This is a genomic window from uncultured Ruminobacter sp. (assembly GCA_902764345.1).
Lineage (GTDB): Bacteria > Pseudomonadota > Gammaproteobacteria > Enterobacterales > Succinivibrionaceae > Ruminobacter.
Genome location: CACWVT010000025.1, coordinates 12,479 through 29,483, shown reverse-complemented (window position 1 = coordinate 29,483; position 17,005 = coordinate 12,479). Strand labels below are relative to the sequence as shown.

The window sequence follows — 17,005 nt, the reverse complement described above, 5'->3', positions numbered from 1 at the left end:
AAGAAAGATCATGGCTTTAGAACAGCTGCCTCAATTAACAAGTCAAAAATCATTAGTTGAAAGAATCAAATACCAGATATCTGTAGGGGCTCCTTTTATTATTCTTAAGGGGAGTCTCGGGGCCGGTAAAACAGTTATATGTGAACAGTTGATTTCTGCTGTCGATGATAAGTTTATAAAGGCATATATCCCGGGAGCTGGTAATCATGATCTGACAAAGTGCAGAGAGATACTGCTTAATCAGATATCCAAAACAAATAAGATTAACTCTAATGATAAATTGATAGGTACTGTTCAGAAGATTAATTTCAATGGTAAACGAGTCCTTATCGTTATTGATGATTTTGATAATGTTGCCGATCGCTTTATATCCGAACTTGCTGACATCTACAGTACTTATGCTAAAGAACAGCTTTTTTCAATTGTAGCTACCGTATCCTCATCCTCAAAATTATCTCAGAAGGTAAGGCAGCTTAATTCCCTTGCAATTGAACCTATGGAGATGCAGATAAAACCGATAAGCATGCAGGAAAGTATACTTGTAATGCATTATTATGGCAGTCAGGTCGGGATGCGCGGTCTTGACGACCGTTCATTAAAGAACAGCAGGGAGTTACAGGCAGCAAAAGGAAATCCGGGGGCCATCAAGAGTATGATTGAGGGGATTTCTGATGTTGACTGTAATAAATACAATCCAATAGAAAGGGCCAAAAAGCGAAAGAAAGCTGTCCTGACAGCGTTGTTTGGCGGAGCAGCCATAGCCGCCACGGTAGCTGGAATCCTTGTATATGTTATCAAGAATCAGAATAAACCTCTTGTGAATGATGAATATGCATATGAACATAATACCAGTGTCAGAGAAATGCAGAGTCTCATTGAAAATGACGACAGAAATGTTGATTCACTGGCACCTGAACTCAGTCGACCTCGAGAGGATTTGAATCCATTTGTAATAGTGGAAGAGAAAGGGAGTGTAAGTTCAAAGTCTGAGGGAAGTTCAGCAAACATTTCAAAAAACGAAGATTCTGCATCTCCTGAAAAGAAAATAGTAATTTCTGATGAAGACAGTGCCGATATTGTTACTGGTGCAACCGCTAAATCTTCAGGCTTGAATGATACCGGCGAAACTGTTGATAAATTGAGGGCTGAGGCTAATATAGAAGCTAAAGCCAAGGATATTGCGGAAAATAACGCAAGGCACGAAAATTTAATAAAAGCGGAAGAAAAGCTCAAGGTTGAAGCTGACGCAAAGGCAAAACTGGAGGCAGAAAAGAAAGCTGCAGAAGCCGAGGCAAAGGCAAAATTAGAGGCAGAAAAGAAAGCTGCTGAAGAGAAGGCTAAGGCAGAAGCCGAAGCAAAGGCAAAATTAGAGGCTGCAAAAAAGGCTGCAGAAGAAAAGGCTAAGGCAGAAGCCGAAGCAAAGGCAAAATTAGAGGCTGCAAAAAAGGCTGCAGAAGAAAAGGCTAAGGCAGAAGCCGAAGCAAAGGCAAAACTGGAAGCCGCAAAGAAGGCCGCAGAAGAAAAGGCAAAGGCAGAAGCTGAAGCAAAGGCGAAACTGGAGGCAGAAAAGAAGGCCGCAGAAGAAAAGGCGAAGGCAGAAGCTGAAGCAAAGGCAAAACTGGAAGCCGCAAAGAAGGCCGCAGAAGAAAAGGCTAAGGCAGAAGCCGAAGCAAAGGCGAAACTGGAGGCAGAGAAGCCGAGGCAAAGGCAAAATTAGAGGCAGAAAAGAAAGCTGCTGAAGAGAAGGCTAAGGCAGAAGCCGAAGCAAAGGCAAAATTAGAGGCTGCAAAGAAGGCAGCAGAAGAAAAGGCGAAGGCAGAAGCTGAAGCAAAGGCAAAATTAGATGCGGCAAAGAAAGCTGCGGAAGAAAAAGCAAGAGCCGATGCTCAGCATAAGAAACAGGAAGAGCGTAATTCTCAGAGTGTTACCGGGGATAATAAGCAATTACCTTTTGAAGAATTGAATGATTCTCATTATACTGTGCAGTTAGTTGCAACTTCTAAAAAGGATGAGGCACAAAGGGTTGCCCGTAAGGTGGGGAACAGTTGGGTTCTCTTCAGAAAGAAGGATCAGCAGTACATAGTTATGTATGGCGATTTTAAGGACAGAAGTTCAGCGACACAATCCATTTCTGGTCTGCCTGAGGCCATCAGAAAGACCAAACCTTGGGCAAAGAACATTGCTGCAGTTAAGAAGGAAATTCAATGAAATATATAATTGCTCCGTCAATATTGTCTGCCGATTTGGCTCGTTTAGGTGATGATGTTAAGGAGGTTTTGGAAGCAGGAGCTGATGTTGTTCATTTTGATGTAATGGACAATCATTATGTACCTAACCTTACGTTTGGACCGCAGATCTGCAGTGCTTTGCGTAAATTTGGCATTGCCGCTCCGATAGACGCACATTTAATGGTAACTCCGGTAGATGAGCTAATCGGTTCTTTTGCTGATGCCGGTGCAACCAGCATAACATTTCATCCTGAAGCTTCAAGACATGTAGACAGATCTTTACAACTTATTAAAAGTCGTGGGTGCAGAGCCGGTCTTGCTTTGAATCCTGCAACACCGCTAAATGTGCTTGATTATGTTTGGGATAAGCTTGACATGGTTGTAATTATGTCAGTTAATCCGGGGTTCGGCGGACAGAGTTTTATTCCTAGTGCTTTGGCAAAGATTAGAGCCTTGAAAGAATCTGCTATAGCAAATGGCAGGGATGATCTTGTGATTGAAGTGGACGGTGGTGTAAAGCCGAACAATATTGCGGAAATTGCTTCCGCAGGAGCCAATATGTTTGTTGCTGGTTCTGCAATTTTTGGAGCCGACGATTACAGAAAGGTTATTGCTTCTATGCGTTCTGAACTGGAGAAAGTCTGATGAATCGGCAAGGGGTTCCCAGATTAATTATGTTCGATCTTGACGGAACTCTGGCTGATACGGCATTTCAGCTCGGCATTGCCGTAAATGCCGCTCTGAGAGATCTGGGGAAAAAAGAAATTTCAATGGATGCTCTCAGAAGTTACATAGGTAACGGAGCAACAATGCTCCTAGCCAGGGCTCTGGCCGGTCGAAGGGATATTTCATTAACTGATGTGGATGATAAAGAACTTTTCAGAGCCAGATCTGTTTTTAATGATACTTATTTATCTTGTTGTGACTGCAGTTCAAAGATTTATCCGGGGGTTGTTGATACCCTTTCTGAACTGAAGAATCTCGGTATCAGACTTGCCGTGGTTACTAACAAGCCTCACCGGTTCATTGAACCTGTTCTGGAACCGTCTGGTCTTCTTGATTATTTTGATTTTTGGCTCGGAAGTGAGGTTATTCCTGAAAAGAAACCTGATAAGGCTCCGTTGTTATACACTGCTTCAAGACTTGGAGTAAGTGTTGATGATTCTTGGATGGTTGGAGATTCCGTAAACGATATTCTTGCTGCGGTAAATGCCGGTATTCCCGGGATAGCGCTGACCTTTGGGTACAATCAGGGAGTGGATTTTCAGAAATTGGGCGCTTTTAGGATTATCGATGATTTCCGGGATATTTTGGCAATTATTAAGGATCCTAATTAGCTTTTTTCAATGAGTTTCAGTTATTTGGGCTATAATATCCATCGAACGTTTAATCGGTAACACTTTACGGATACGTCTGCAGAGATATCCGGAGAAAGATACATCTTAAGTCCCGTTGTGGGCTTTTATATGAATTAGGAATTTTTACTACCATGAAAGAAATAGTGTTTAGTGCTGCTCAGCCTTCAGGTGAATTATCCATTGGTAACTATATTGGGGCATTACGCCAATGGGTGAAAATGCAGGAGCAGTACGATTGCGTGTACAGTGTTGTGGATCAGCATGCGATAACCGTAAGACAGGATCCTGCCGCACTTCATGAGGCAAGCTTTAATACTCTGGCTTTATATCTTGCCATAGGCATAGATCCTCAAAAGTGTACTTTATTTCTTCAGTCTCACGTGCCTGCTCACGCTCAGCTTGCATGGATTCTTAACTGTTATACTCAGATGGGTGAACTTAGCCGTATGACCCAGTTCAAGGACAAGTCTCAGCGTTACGGCAATGCCGGTACTACAGCCGGGCTGTTTGATTATCCTGTTCTTATGGCTGCTGACATTCTTTTATATCAGGCAAGTCTTGTACCCGTTGGTGAGGACCAGCTTCAGCATCTTGAACTGACAAGAGATATAGCATACAGATTTAATCAGCTCTATGGTGATATTTTTATTTTACCAAAGGGTTTTGTTCCTGAATCAGGTGCACGCGTGATGAGCCTTCAGGATCCTCACAAGAAAATGTCAAAGTCTGATGATAACAGAAACAACGTTATTACCATGCTTGAAGATCCGAAGAGTATCATCAAGAAGCTTAAAAAAGCCGTAACCGACAGTGACGAACCTCCTGTTGTGCGTTATGACTGGGAGAATAAGGCCGGTGTTTCAAATCTTCTTGATCTGATGAGTTCGGTAACTGAAACTCCTGTTGCAGAGCTGGAAAAGCATTTTGAAGGTAAGATGTATGGTCATCTTAAGACTGAGGTTGCTGATGCCGTAGTGGCTTTCCTTGAACCTGTTCAGCACCGCTATAAGGAACTCCGTGCGGATGAATCATATCTGCGTGAAGTTCTCAGAACAGGTGCAGACAAGGCTTCTGAGAGAGCACAGGTAATCATCGATAAGGTATATAAGGCCGTGGGTTTTGTTTTGTAACCTAAGATCTGTTTAATTATGGGACAGTCGGTATGTGGAGAATTATAGGCGGTTTGTTATCGGTGGCGGTAATCTGCGGAGTGCTGTATGCCGTTAACTGTTCATCAATTCTTAAGTATCCGGCTGTTCTGAGGGATAAGTCAGTACCGACTACGGTTAGGATTGCTGAAGTCGAGTATTCTTCTGCAGGTACAAGACTGCCTCTTGTAGGTAGGGTTCATGCTAACAGATCCGTTCAGATTGTTTCTGAAGTTACGGGAAGAATATCTAAGGTTTTTGTCAGCCCGACACAGATGGTAAAGACCGGTGATTTGCTTGTTCAGCTGGAGAATGACCGACACAAGGCTTTGCTTAAGGAATCTGAGGTGGTTCTCAAAAATTACCAGAGACGCCTTGAGATGTCCGGAAAGCTTATAAACAAAGGGGTTGTCAGTCAGGATTCTTATGAGCAGATACGGGCACTTGTCAAGAGTCAGACTGCGGTGGTTGATGCAAGACAGGCTGAGCTTAATGCGAGAGATATAACAGCTCCGTTTGACGGAATTCTCAGCCTTCATAATATCACGGCCGGCCAGTTTGTTAAGCCTGAGACCGTTTTATTTCAGCTTGATGACATTAGTCAGGTTTATGTGGATTTTCCCATTCCTGAGCGTTTTCTATCCAAAATCGTGGTAGGGCAGGAGGTTACTGCCACAACCGATGCCTGGCCTGGGCATATATTCAGCGGAAAGGTTAAGCAGATTGATACTCACGTTAATGTTGATACACTTGCCGTTGGTGTGCGTATTTACTTCGATAACCAGGAATTTAAACTTCTTGACGGTATGATGCTTGAGGTCTCCATGAACATGGCTTCCGAAAAGCTTCCCGTAGTTCCGCTTAAATCTCTTGTATATGCCGGTGAAGATCGTTACGTATTTGTTGTTAACGAAGAGAATAAGGTATTCAGAAGAAAGGTTGTTTTAGGTCCCGTGAACGGAGCCATGGTTGCCGTAAATCAGGGACTTAGGGTTGGAACATCGATAGTTGTTGAGGGGGTAAACAGAATTCATGACGGTGATACGGTTGCCGTCATCAAGCAGGAAGACATTGAGGCCGTCAGCGGTGAGGTGCCTCTTAAGAAAAAAGATAAAACCGGTACCAGGGATCAGATGTTGTGATTTTAAGTGAAATTTCAATAAAAAGACCGATTTTTGCATCAGTCATGAGTCTATTGTTACTGATATTCGGACTGGTATGCTTTTTTCGACTTCCGATCCGTGAACTTCCCAATATAGATTATCCTTCACTCACGATTATAACTACATACCCTGGAGCTTCTCCTGAGGTAGTGGAATCAAAGGTTACCCGCGTCATAGAAAATGAACTTTCCGGTATTTCCGGTATAAGTAAGATATCTTCCAACAGCAGAAGCGGCCGTTCCTGGATTTCCATAGAGTTTAAAAGCGGTAAAGACATGCTTGAAGCTGTGTCAGATGCTCGTGACGCAGTTTCTCATGCCCGTAAAAAGCTTCCCGATGACATAGATGAACCGATGGTATCAAGAGACAGTGGTGACGGAGAGGTTGTCCTGTGGTTGAATCTTTCCAGTTCTGTTGTTGACAGGGTAAATCTGTCAGATTATGCAACCAATGTTCTTGAAAAGAACCTGAGTCTTGTTGACGGAGTTTCCCAGATTGAACTTGTTGGGGCCCTTGAAAAGGTACTGTACGTACGTCTCATTCCACAGAAGATGGCTGTAATGGGTGTTACCGTAGAAGATATAAGAAACGCCATCGGTGATGAGAATATAGAACTGCCAAGCGGTGAAATCCGAAATCAGGACATGGTGTTTCCTGTTCAGATTAAAAGGGTATACATTGATCCAAAAACATTTGAACTGCTGCCGATAAGACATAATGGTATGGACAAAACCATCCGTCTTCGTGATGTGGCAGTCATTGAAACCCGAGCCAAGAATGAGGAAAGCATATATCATCGTAACGGCATTTCAAGTATAGGTATAGGGGTTATTCCTCAATCAAATGCCAATCCTCTTGATGTATCCCGAAATATCAGGAAAAAGGTTGAGGAACTGAAACAGTTCCTGCCGGACGGATTTGTTCTGGATACTGATTTTGACAGCACCGTATACATTCAGAATTCCATTACAGAGGTCTATGAGACTCTGGCTATAACAGTTTTTCTTGTAATTGTCGTGCTGTACCTGTTTATAGGTTCATGGAACACAACACTGATTCCTGCACTGACCGTGCCGATTTCTCTGATAGCCTCATTTATCGGAGCATATTTTTTCGGGTTCTCAATAAATATCATCACACTGCTCAGTCTTATACTTGCAATAGGTCTGGTTGTCGATGATGCGATTGTCATGGTTGAAAATATATCCTTTCACATAAACAGCGGTGAAGGAGTTCTTGCCGCATGCTGGAGAGGTTCGAAGGAAGTGGGGTTTGCCATAGTGTCCACTTCCGTTGTTCTCATAATCATATTTCTGCCTCTTGTGTTTATCAGAGGTGTTACCGGAAAGATGTTTGTTGAATTTGCCGTTCTGATTTCCATGGCAGTTTTCTTTTCGAGTTTTGTGGCTCTTACACTGAGTCCGGCCATGTGCGGTTTTGTTCTTAAGAGGAAGAAGGAAGGAAAGAAGCTTTTTGGTCTGGTTGACAGATTTATAGGTATTCTGGAAGTTGTTTATGAAAGGTTCCTGCACCAGATGCTTAGAAGAGTCTATCTGTATCCGGCAATCCTTGTTGCCATTGTGGGTCTGATGTTTCTTTTTTATCAGGTAATTCCGCATCAGCTAAGTCCAAGCGAGGATCGAGGTGTAATTTATATTTATGCCTTAGGTGAGGAAGGGGCAAGCATCCACAGAATGAAACGCAGTATGACTGCGTTGGAGGATGAACTTCTGCCAATGTTGGGTAACGGTGTTGTAAAGTCCGTAAGTTTCAGTACTCCGTCGTTAGGTCAGGGGTCGGATCAAAGCGGATTCGTAGTTATACAGCTTGAGGACTGGAGCAGAAGAAGCGTAACGTCAACGGAGTTTATCAAATATCTCAATGATAAGCTTAAACACATAGCTGATTTGAAAGTGTACATATATCAGCCGGGTTTTAAGGGAACGTCTGGTTCTCCGATAAAGTATGTGATTAAGGGAAACAGTTTCGATCAGATTAATAATATGACTCTCAGACTGATAAAGGATGCCAATGAAGCAGGCATTATTGTTAATGCAGACAGCAACTACAGTGCGAGAACGCCGGAAATTGAAGCTGTGATTGATTATAACAGGGCGGCCGTTCTTGGTGTCACCATGACAGATATATCGAATGCCCTGCAGACTTATCTTGGTGGTACCACAAAAACGTCTTTTGAAGAGAATGATACGGAATATAACGTATATATCAGGGCCGAAGAGAAACTTTTTAAAGATATAACCGACATTGCTTCATTAAACATCCGAACAGAAAACGGAGAGATGGTTTCACTTGGCAGTGTCGCCGAGTTCAGACTTGTTGCAAAAGCCAGAAAACTGCCTCATTTCGATCGTCAGAAGGCAATTACCATCTCTGCTCATCCTGCCGCTGACAAGAGTCTCGGGGAAGCTTTGGACTGGATGGATGCCTGGGCTGTCAAGAACCTTGATAAAAGCATGAGTGTTTCACTTAACGGTGAATCAAGGAATTTCAGGGACAGTGAGAATGAAATGCTGATGGTTTTCCTGCTGTCAGTCATCGTAACGTATCTTGTTCTGGCAGCTCAGTTTGAAAGTCTGATTCATCCTGTTTCAATCATGATTACCATTCCTCTAGGTATTTTCGGAGGACTTCTCGGGTTGTGGATAATGAAGCTGTCAATAAACATATACAGTGAGATAGGGCTTCTTCTTCTTGTAGGTATGGTGACCAAGAACGGCATACTTATCGTGGAGTTTGCTAATCAGCTGAGGGAATCAGCTCCGGATCTTATGACCGCAACCATTAAGGCATCAGTCAGAAGAATAAAGCCGATTCTGATGACTTCCCTGACGGCAATTATAGGAGCTCTTCCTCTTATTATGGCGAACGGTTCAGGTTTTGAAAGCCGTCGAGCCGTCGGTGCAGTAATATTCTTTGGAATGAGCGTGGCAACACTGATTACTCTTGTCGTCCTTCCGGGGTTCTATTATCTGCTGGCGAAATTAACTTCGGTTCCCGGGACCCATGTTGCGCGTCTGAAAGAGGAACTTGCCGACGTTGAAGAAAACGATAAAACGGCATAATTTTTCGTGTAAATCATGTTATGTTTGATACTGAATAATTATGCAGAATTATTGCATAATTATTAAAAAGAAGTATAATCGTAATGTAAGTTTCAACTGTATTGTACAGTTGCTTGTTGTAGAATTAAGCACTTCTGTTTGAATATAGACGCTTAATTATTAGTGAGGTTGTGAATTTGTATGAGTAATGTTACCAGAGCAGATTTTGATAAGTATTTGATGGGTGTTTACTGTCCGGCTCCATTTGTAGCGGTAAAGGGAAGCGGCTCCAGATTCTGGGATGATGCAGGAAGGGAATATGTCGATTTCGGTGGCGGTATCGCTGTCAACGTAATGGGACACTGCAATCCTGAAATTGTTTCTGCACTGGATGAACAGGCTCATAAGCTGTGGCACATTTCAAACTATATGTGCACAGAGCCTGCAATCACTTTGGCTAAGCATCTGGTAGAGAGTACCTTTGCGGATAAGGTATTTTTTGCAAATTCAGGCGGCGAAGCCAATGAAGCTGCATTAAAGCTTGCCCGCAGATACGCTTTTGAGAAGTACGGAAAGGAAAAATCTCAGATAATATCATTCTATAACAGTTTCCATGGAAGAACCCTGTTTGATGTTACGGTTGGTGGTCAGGCTAAATACTGTGAAGGTTTTGGTCCGTTACCAGGTGACATTATTCACGCCGAGTTCAATAATCTTGAACAGCTTAAGTCTCTGATTTCAAAAGAGAGAACCTGTGCGGTCATCATGGAACCTATTCAGGGTGAAGGCGGTATCCTTCCGGCAGATCCTGAATTCATCAAAGGGGTTCGCCAGCTTTGTGATGAAAATGATGCACTGCTGATTTTTGATGAAGTTCAGACCGGCTTCGGCAGAACGGGTTATTTATACGCATACCAGTACTATCAGGTTGAACCGGACATTATGTCTTCAGCAAAGGGATTGGGTGCAGGTATTGCCATCGGAGCAATGCTTGCTAAGGATAAAGTAGCATCTGTTTTCAAGCCTGGACTTCATGGTACCACCTTTGGTTCCAATCCTCTGGCCACTGCTGTTGGCTGTAAGTCTTTTGAACTGGTTAACAGACCTGGTTTCTTAAATGAAGTTACTGAAAAGGCTGATTTATTCAGACAGCATTATGAAAAGCTTAATGCCAAGTACGACTGTTTCAAGGAAGTTCGCGGTGTCGGTTTGATGATTGGTGCTGAACTGAAGGATGAATCTCTGCTGAAGAAGATTACCTCTGAATGTCTGAATCAGGGATTGTTTGTTCTGACTGCGGGGCACAGTGTTATCAGAACCGTTCCTGCGCTTAATATTACAGTTGACGATATTAACGAAGGCTTTGCTCGTATGGATAAGGCTTTAGCAGTGGTATTTTCCTGCTAATCTGAAAAGCTGATATTTTAGTGTTTAAGGAAGGAGGTAGCCGTCGGTTATCTCCTTCTGTTTATCTGGTAAGGGGGATCTACTGTCCTGCCAGAAAGGTTTTGAAAGGTGCTTTAAACCTTTAAGATATATGAACTGGATAAATAAAACCCGGCTTCTGAAAGGATGCCGGGTAATGATATTCCTTGAGAAAACCTGTGTGTGTTAACGGGTATTAAACACAACGATGGTTTTACCGTGAGCACTGATGATGTTCTGTTCTTCAAGCATCTTCAGGATTCTGCCTACAGTTTCTCTTGAACAGCCAACAATCTGACCGATTTCCTGACGGGTTATCTTAATCTGCATACCGTCCGGATGAGTCATGGCATCAGGCTGGTGAGCCAGGTTGAAGAGAGTACGTGCGATACGACCCTGAACATCGAGGAAGGCAAGATTACCGACTTTACCGCTGGTCTTTGACAATCTGCGAGCCATCTGGGCACTCAGACGCATCAGAATCTCAGGATTAACCTGAATTAACTGACGGAACTTCTTATATGAAATTTCAGCAATTTCACAAGGACCCTTTGCACGAACCCATGCGGTACGAATCGGATCTTCAGATTCGTCAAATAAACCTAATTCTCCGATAAAATCTCCCTGATTAAGATAAGAAAGAATCATTTCCTTTCCTTCTTCATCCTTAATCAATACGGCAACTGATCCCTTGACGATGTAATAAAGGGTTTCAGCTTTTTCGCCGGCGTGAATCAGAGTACTCTTAGCCGGATATTTATGCACATGGCAGTGAGATAGAAACCATTCCTGAGTTGGGTCTGATTGAGGTTTTCCAATAAACATTATTTATCCTTATATACGCTATCAACCTTTTTATCAGGTTTGATTACAAAAGATGCATCTTTCAGGTGCTATCTTAGGCATAGACTTTAATAACCAAACATACATTCATTTCTGAATGATACTCAATATTTGCTAAAATTGCATTAGTATATTAAGATCTTTGCCACATGCTAGATACATCCTGTGATATTAATCACTCTAGTGTATTATATCATGTAGTTGTAAAGTTGATAACCTGCATTTAACAAGTTTTGAGGTGGTAACTGCAGGTCTATAAATTAAGTTTTAAACACGAAGGAATAATTTTTCTGGATTTGGAGAAATTTTAAATGAGCACAGATTCTTCCGCTCAGAACAGTGAAAGTCAGAAGGTTTTATCTCAGACAGAAGCCGCAGAAGTGATTACTACTGAATCTTCCGAGTTTGACGATATCAGACATTATCGTGATGATGAGGTTCATGATGCCATACAGAGTATACTGGATAATGAAGAGCTGGTTACCGGCATCTATAAGAGAATATTCGGTTTTCTGCCTGATTTTCTGTCAAAACTGGGCAAGCCGTTTATAAAGTTTGTTTTAAAGATGCGCTTCTCCAGGGTCAGGACAATAGCTCAGGTTCAGGAATATGTTGCCAAGTTTATGAAAGGTATCATAAGGGATACCACTGACGGATTTACCTGCAGGGGATTCGAAAAGCTGGATCCTAAAAAAGGATATCTGTTTATTTCAAATCACCGCGATATATCGCTGGATCCCGCATTTATTGACATGGCATGTTACTTTAATAATCTGGATACCGTAAAGATAGCCATCGGTGATAATCTTTTACGTATGCAGGTTGCTACTGATCTTATGCGTTTAAACAAAAGCTTTATTGTTAAAAGATCCGTCCAGGGCAGGGATAAGTTAAAGGCTCTTGCTCATTTAAGTGAATATATCGGCCGTTCCATCGAGGAAAATCATAATGTGTGGATTGCTCAGAGGGAAGGTAGAGCCAAGGATGGTAATGACAAGACCGAAGAAGCGATTCTGAAGATGTTTTACATGTATGGCAAGAAAAAGAAGCTTACTTTTGCTGAGTATGTTAAGACACTGAATATTGTTCCGGTATCAATTACGTATGAATTTGATCCCGGTGACGCAGCCAAGGCAAAAGAGTTGTATGAGACTGAAAAGAACGGCAGTTATGTCAAGTCTCAGTTCGAAGACATTGACAGCATAGTGGGCGGTATAAACGGTTATAAGGGGAGGGTCAACATTGTGGCCGGCGATCCTCTTACCGGAGATTTTGAGACCCCTGAGAAATTGGCTGAAACCATAGATAATTTTATTTATGCAAATTATGCCATGTTCCCGTCATGTCTTCTTTCAGCAGGTGTTACTGAAGGTGTAAGTGAAGAAGAAAAGAAGAAATTTGAAGATAGAATATCTGGAATTGATCCTAAGCTTCGCGATTATGTAAAGAAAATGTATGCCGCACCTTATTTCAATCAGCAGAATGCAAAGAAGTCCTAAGACTTAATTTTTATGTCTTACGGGTATATAGGTCCTCCCATGTTTTAATTTCGTAAATTACGGAATTTAGGATGGGAGGCCTTTTTATTTACAGGCTCCCGGTGCATTCAACGACCTGAAGTTATTGCGGCAGGACGGTTTGCATGGCCTCAATGATTTTCACTGAAAACAATCTTGACTAAGATGCAAAAAAAAACTGCCTTTCGGCAGTTTTTGCTGATTATTGCTTGTCCAGGTGTCAACTTGCGTTAGGCATTCTGATATTCTGCATCCCTTTCGGTATCGATAACGAGAATGTCTGTCTTGTTGATGAAGTTGAATTCAGTTGCTGTGGAGATGGTGTATGCTCCCATCATCTTTCCGACAACGATGTCACCGATATCAAGCTTTGGAAGCTTGATGTTTTCGGCAATGATGTCTATGCTGTCACAGGTAGGGCCGGCAAGAACTGATTCTTCTCTATCACCGTCAACATAAGGTGTAAACTTAGGATAGATTACATGGTCGAAAATCTGACCGCTGTAGCTGCAGTACACACCGTCGTCAAGGTAATACCAAGGCTTGTTGAATCTTTCGGCCTTGCCGACAACGGTACAGATGTTAATCATAGCAGGAGCACTAAGGAATCTTCCCGGTTCTGCGATAACCCTGATGTCATCAGGTATCTGCTTCAACGCTTCACGGATAGGGGCACAGAAACTGTATATATTTGTGCTTTCAGCCTTTTCGTAATCTACAGGGAAGCCACCGCCGATATCAAGAACCTTAAGGTTGATACCCGCATCGGCAGCTTCCTTGATAATCTGGGCACAGTCATTTATGGCTTCAACATGTCTGTTGGCGTTAGGAACCTGAGACCCTACATGGAATGACAGGCCGTGAATATTCAATCCCAAACTTCCTGCCAACTTTAAGAGTTCAAGACAGTCCCCTGGCAGAACCCCGAATTTTTTTGACAAATCCACAGGAGTTTCCGGATTAGGAAAGCTTACCCTGACAAGAAGCTTAACATCGTTCTTGTACGGAATGAATTTTTTGGCTTCTTCCGCATTATCCACTACAAATGTGTTGCAACCATAATCAAGAGAGTATCTGATGTCCAGATCTTTCTTGATTGGGTGTGTATGAATGCACTGCAGAGGATCAATGTTTAAGGATCTTACGAGGTCAATTTCTCCCTTGGAAGCGAGATCAAAGCAGGCACCTTCTTCAAGAAGAGAAGCAACGACGTCTTTGTTTGGTAGCGGTTTTAATGCATAATGAAGGGTCACGCCCGGCAGAGCTCTTGAGAGTTCCTGATACTGAAAACGAACTGTGGCTTTATCTAATATCAATAAAGGAGAACCATGCTTATTGATAAGTTCGCGATAATTAAGTTTAGTATTGAATAAATTGTTCATGGGCTTCTAGTAGCACCTCACAAATGGGTTTGCACCCCTGCCAAAAGATTATTATCAGAAGCCCTCTTTCGAGAGATGTTTTTTTATAAAAAGTGCCTCTGATAAAGCTTAAAATTTTTTTAGTTTGTGCATTATTGTGAAAAACGTAATTTTGTGCAATAAATATTTTCGGATAACCAAAAAAAATTATTTTTTTTTATAAAATGTCATTTTTTCAACGAAAAATTATAGATTAAATTATAAATATAATATATGCAAAAATGCAAAAAGCCTAAGTTTCCTTAGATGCTCACGAATTAGGGGATAATGAAAGATGATTTTTATAAATTTCTTAAATATTTGGAAGATCAATAGAGGACTTACGGGGCGATAAGAATGGCGGGTACGTGTCACTACTACCAAATTATGAGCTTATCACAACCTTGTTATAACATTGACTACTTGTTTTTTTGATGTCAGATCACACAATGACGTGCGTATCATTAGACTCTTCTTTAAAAAATTGATTGATTTCGCACAAAACAATGGAACCGTTTACATAATGTTATCATTATTGTGATTTTTTTTGTATTTATCTCTCAAATATTTAACTCAAGTGTAACAAAGATTAAAAAACTAATTAAAATTGAGGAGTGTGGATTATTATAAATTGAGTCTAACGGAGTTTATTATGACTTATCTGAATATGACGGGTATGTTGTACACAGGAGGTGGAAGCATGTCGTCACCTGAAACTCGTGGTCAAAAAGGCTTTACATTAATTGAAATGGTTATAGCAATAGTTATCGCGGGTATTTTAATGTTAACTGCACTTCCTGCAATGAGGAATTGGCGTTATGAACAGGATCTTGCCACGTTGGCTGAAAAGGTGATTTCTGAGCTTGATATGGCAAGAACTTCTGCACAGCAACGAAACAAATTAGTAACCATTTCACCGAATACTGTTGCAGGTTCCAGAGATTGGAAGAGCGGTTTCTTCGTATACGAAAACGCCAAATATACGTTGAAGAGAGGTGATTACGACGGAAAAAACGACGATATACTGTCTGAATTGGATATTGCTGATTCCAATATCAGATTGGGGGTTTTTCCGACCACTGCAGCAGGTACGGTGGCAAGCGACAGCGATCATAACGCAAATATTAATTTTCTTCCTAACGGAATGTCGAGAGTAATCTCTGGAAATGATGAATTTGATCTGGATGCAGCTCAGGGGAACGTGACCATTAAGGTGTGCCGCGTGATTGGCGGTAGGACTAACACATGGACGATAGTTATGAGACCGTCAGGTGACATAACCAAGGCTTTTGATGATACCAACAATAACTGCGCAGGGTTCTAGGAGGGATAACATGTTAAGAAAACAGAAGGGTTTTTCATTACTGGAACTTATGGTGTCAATGCTTATTGTGTCAATTGCATTGTTAGGTTATGCCGCTTTGCAGGCATACAGTACAAGAGCGTTGAGCGGATCGTACTCAAGAACTTCAGAAACAGCCGTACTTAATGATTTTGTGAAATTATTTCAGGTAAGTACCAGATCTGTTTCAACTTTGAACTGGCCGACTGAGACAGAGAATATTAGCAGAATAGCTTTTACTTGTGAAAATGCACCCGGCCAACTTTGGCATAGGGGAGAAACCACAACAGTCAACTCGGTTTTGGGATTTGGGGTTAGTGATATATGCGCTCAGATAGAACAGTCAAATAAAATTGTTGCCCATGATATTGCATTCCAATTGGATCGTCGTCATGTGCCCAAAACTGAAATTTATTCTTATAGGCTGAGAATAAGTTTTGCATATGTTCCCAAAAAAGCAGGTATTAGACAGGATCAGACTCAGGACGTTGAGTCAGTGACCGTTGCTAAATATTGCCCGCTCAACGAGAATGAGAGAGGGGAAAAATATAATCAAGACCGCGTGTCTGCTGGCGTTGTGTGCAGTAAGGTGGAGGTAATGCTGTAATGAAACTTAATCAAAAAGGCTTTGGCTTAATAGAATTAATGATCAGTATTCTTGTCGCTTCCATTATAGTTGCCGGTCTGTATCAGATGGTTACATCTAGCTGGTTAAACTTTGGTATATCAAGTGCTACAGCCAGATCTAGCAAGAGTGCGAGACAGGTTGATAATATTGTCAATACACTCATGTTTCAGGCTGGTTATATAAACTATAGAAGGGTTATTCAGAATTATCATTTTAATAGTGTTGCTACAGGATTTAACGGTAGCGACTTAAATAATACCCGTGCTTGGACAGATGATGTTTTCATTTTAGGTGGAGAGACAACCAATCTGAACAACAATACGTCTAACAGTGTAAAGTTTAGATTCTTTGGTGCATCTGTAGCTGATGATGTAAGTGATAATTCATCATTCTTTGGCGATCCTACGGCTAATGGTTTTATTTTTGACTGTAGAGGTGTGAATGTTCCAAATACGGTTCAGCTTGAGATGATATTGTATGTCGGACCGGATGGGCTGATGTGTAATCAGCATGCATTGGAGGGGGCTAGTGATTGGAATTTGAATGCACCAGTTGTAGTTGATTCTTCCGTAGTTGACATGCAGGTTCTGTACGGAATAACTACAAGAGAAGGTGAAGCGGATTCTGATTCGTATTATACGGCTGAATATTTGAATGCGAATAATCTTTGGAAAGATGTTAATCTTGTAAAGTATTATATGGTTACTTCTCAGGGAACTGGTCAGCGCGTGGTGAGATCCGGCAATGGTGCAGAAATTACGTTATTTGATGGGTTCGCTGATGCAGGGTACGGAACGTATGCCATTCAGGATTCTACCAGAATGCATAAGATTATTTCTGGTACCGTATCTTTGTTAAACAATCCGCAAAATTATGATTAAGAGGTGTTCT

At 41.7% G+C, this 17,005-nt stretch carries 14 protein-coding genes; 12 read left to right on the top strand and 2 right to left on the bottom strand.

Features of this window, described 5'->3' with window-relative positions; genetic code table 11:
- Positions 1 to 10 precede the first annotated feature (10 nt).
- From QZU58_RS05970 to QZU58_RS05935, 8 genes are all read left to right on the top strand, one after another.
- On the top strand, positions 11 to 1,717 hold the full coding sequence (locus QZU58_RS05970; protein ID WP_294495681.1) for an ATP-binding protein: 1,707 nt from the start codon (positions 11 to 13) through the stop codon (positions 1,715 to 1,717).
- Between the two features lie 242 nt (positions 1,718 to 1,959).
- The gene (locus tag QZU58_RS05965) at positions 1,960 to 2,208 is read left to right on the top strand and encodes an SPOR domain-containing protein (protein ID WP_294495680.1); all 249 of its coding nucleotides are present in this window, start codon (positions 1,960 to 1,962) and stop codon (positions 2,206 to 2,208) included.
- Entirely contained in the window at positions 2,205 to 2,873 is a 669-nt protein-coding gene (gene rpe, locus QZU58_RS05960) for a ribulose-phosphate 3-epimerase (RefSeq protein WP_294495679.1), read from the top strand. Before QZU58_RS05965 ends, rpe begins: the two co-directional genes overlap by 4 nt.
- Positions 2,873 to 3,565, top strand: a complete 693-nt coding sequence (locus QZU58_RS05955; RefSeq protein WP_294495678.1) for an HAD family hydrolase — start codon at positions 2,873 to 2,875, stop codon at positions 3,563 to 3,565. The genes rpe and QZU58_RS05955 overlap by 1 nt, the downstream gene beginning before the upstream one ends.
- 152 nt (positions 3,566 to 3,717) lie before the next feature.
- Complete coding sequence (gene trpS, locus QZU58_RS05950) at positions 3,718 to 4,716, top strand: tryptophan--tRNA ligase (protein WP_294495677.1); 999 nt, start codon at positions 3,718 to 3,720, stop codon at positions 4,714 to 4,716.
- Positions 4,717 to 4,748: 32 nt separating this feature from the next.
- Positions 4,749 to 5,876 carry an efflux RND transporter periplasmic adaptor subunit gene (locus QZU58_RS05945; RefSeq protein WP_294459646.1) on the top strand — a complete coding sequence of 376 codons (1,128 nt, stop codon included), beginning with the start codon at positions 4,749 to 4,751 and terminating at the stop codon, positions 5,874 to 5,876.
- The gene (locus QZU58_RS05940; protein WP_294495676.1) at positions 5,873 to 8,980 is read left to right on the top strand and encodes an efflux RND transporter permease subunit; all 3,108 of its coding nucleotides are present in this window, start codon (positions 5,873 to 5,875) and stop codon (positions 8,978 to 8,980) included. Before QZU58_RS05945 ends, QZU58_RS05940 begins: the two co-directional genes overlap by 4 nt.
- Positions 8,981 to 9,160: 180 nt before the next feature.
- Positions 9,161 to 10,366, top strand: coding sequence for an acetylornithine/succinyldiaminopimelate transaminase (locus tag QZU58_RS05935; protein ID WP_294495675.1), 1,206 nt, complete (start codon positions 9,161 to 9,163; stop codon positions 10,364 to 10,366).
- 204 nt (positions 10,367 to 10,570) lie between these two features.
- Here the strand turns inward: QZU58_RS05935 and crp are convergent, their stop codons facing one another.
- Positions 10,571 to 11,209, bottom strand: coding sequence for a cAMP-activated global transcriptional regulator CRP (gene crp, locus QZU58_RS05930; protein ID WP_294459651.1), 639 nt, complete (start codon positions 11,207 to 11,209; stop codon positions 10,571 to 10,573).
- Between the two features lie 329 nt (positions 11,210 to 11,538).
- Between crp and QZU58_RS05925 the strand changes: the two genes are divergently transcribed.
- On the top strand, positions 11,539 to 12,726 hold the full coding sequence (locus QZU58_RS05925; RefSeq protein WP_294495674.1) for a 1-acyl-sn-glycerol-3-phosphate acyltransferase: 1,188 nt from the start codon (positions 11,539 to 11,541) through the stop codon (positions 12,724 to 12,726).
- A 248-nt stretch (positions 12,727 to 12,974) separates the two neighbouring features.
- Here the strand turns inward: QZU58_RS05925 and QZU58_RS05920 are convergent, their stop codons facing one another.
- Positions 12,975 to 14,126 (bottom strand): type III PLP-dependent enzyme, encoded by a 1,152-nt coding sequence (locus QZU58_RS05920; protein WP_294495673.1) that lies wholly within the window; start codon positions 14,124 to 14,126, stop codon positions 12,975 to 12,977.
- A 718-nt stretch (positions 14,127 to 14,844) separates the two neighbouring features.
- On the opposite strand from QZU58_RS05920, the gene QZU58_RS05915 reads away from it, so the two are divergent.
- The 3 genes from QZU58_RS05915 to QZU58_RS05905 are packed head-to-tail and all read left to right on the top strand — an operon-like array spanning position 14,845 to position 16,995.
- The gene (locus QZU58_RS05915) at positions 14,845 to 15,468 is read left to right on the top strand and encodes a GspH/FimT family pseudopilin (RefSeq protein WP_294495672.1); all 624 of its coding nucleotides are present in this window, start codon (positions 14,845 to 14,847) and stop codon (positions 15,466 to 15,468) included.
- A 10-nt stretch (positions 15,469 to 15,478) separates the two neighbouring features.
- Positions 15,479 to 16,093 (top strand): prepilin-type N-terminal cleavage/methylation domain-containing protein, encoded by a 615-nt coding sequence (locus QZU58_RS05910; RefSeq protein ID WP_294459659.1) that lies wholly within the window; start codon positions 15,479 to 15,481, stop codon positions 16,091 to 16,093.
- On the top strand, positions 16,093 to 16,995 hold the full coding sequence (locus tag QZU58_RS05905; protein WP_294459661.1) for a PilW family protein: 903 nt from the start codon (positions 16,093 to 16,095) through the stop codon (positions 16,993 to 16,995). Before QZU58_RS05910 ends, QZU58_RS05905 begins: the two co-directional genes overlap by 1 nt.
- Positions 16,996 to 17,005 lie beyond the last annotated feature (10 nt).

Coding starts and splice junctions, on each gene's coding strand:
- QZU58_RS05970 (WP_294495681.1), top strand. CDS start 11: ATGGCTTTAGAACAGCTGCCTCAATTAACAAGTCAAAAATCATTAGTT.
- rpe (WP_294495679.1), top strand. CDS start 2,205: ATGAAATATATAATTGCTCCGTCAATATTGTCTGCCGATTTGGCTCGT.
- QZU58_RS05955 (WP_294495678.1), top strand. CDS start 2,873: ATGAATCGGCAAGGGGTTCCCAGATTAATTATGTTCGATCTTGACGGA.
- trpS (WP_294495677.1), top strand. CDS start 3,718: ATGAAAGAAATAGTGTTTAGTGCTGCTCAGCCTTCAGGTGAATTATCC.
- QZU58_RS05945 (WP_294459646.1), top strand. CDS start 4,749: ATGTGGAGAATTATAGGCGGTTTGTTATCGGTGGCGGTAATCTGCGGA.
- QZU58_RS05935 (WP_294495675.1), top strand. CDS start 9,161: ATGAGTAATGTTACCAGAGCAGATTTTGATAAGTATTTGATGGGTGTT.
- crp (WP_294459651.1), bottom strand. CDS start 11,209: ATGTTTATTGGAAAACCTCAATCAGACCCAACTCAGGAATGGTTTCTA.
- QZU58_RS05925 (WP_294495674.1), top strand. CDS start 11,539: ATGAGCACAGATTCTTCCGCTCAGAACAGTGAAAGTCAGAAGGTTTTA.
- QZU58_RS05920 (WP_294495673.1), bottom strand. CDS start 14,126: ATGAACAATTTATTCAATACTAAACTTAATTATCGCGAACTTATCAAT.
- QZU58_RS05915 (WP_294495672.1), top strand. CDS start 14,845: ATGTCGTCACCTGAAACTCGTGGTCAAAAAGGCTTTACATTAATTGAA.
- QZU58_RS05910 (WP_294459659.1), top strand. CDS start 15,479: ATGTTAAGAAAACAGAAGGGTTTTTCATTACTGGAACTTATGGTGTCA.
- QZU58_RS05905 (WP_294459661.1), top strand. CDS start 16,093: ATGAAACTTAATCAAAAAGGCTTTGGCTTAATAGAATTAATGATCAGT.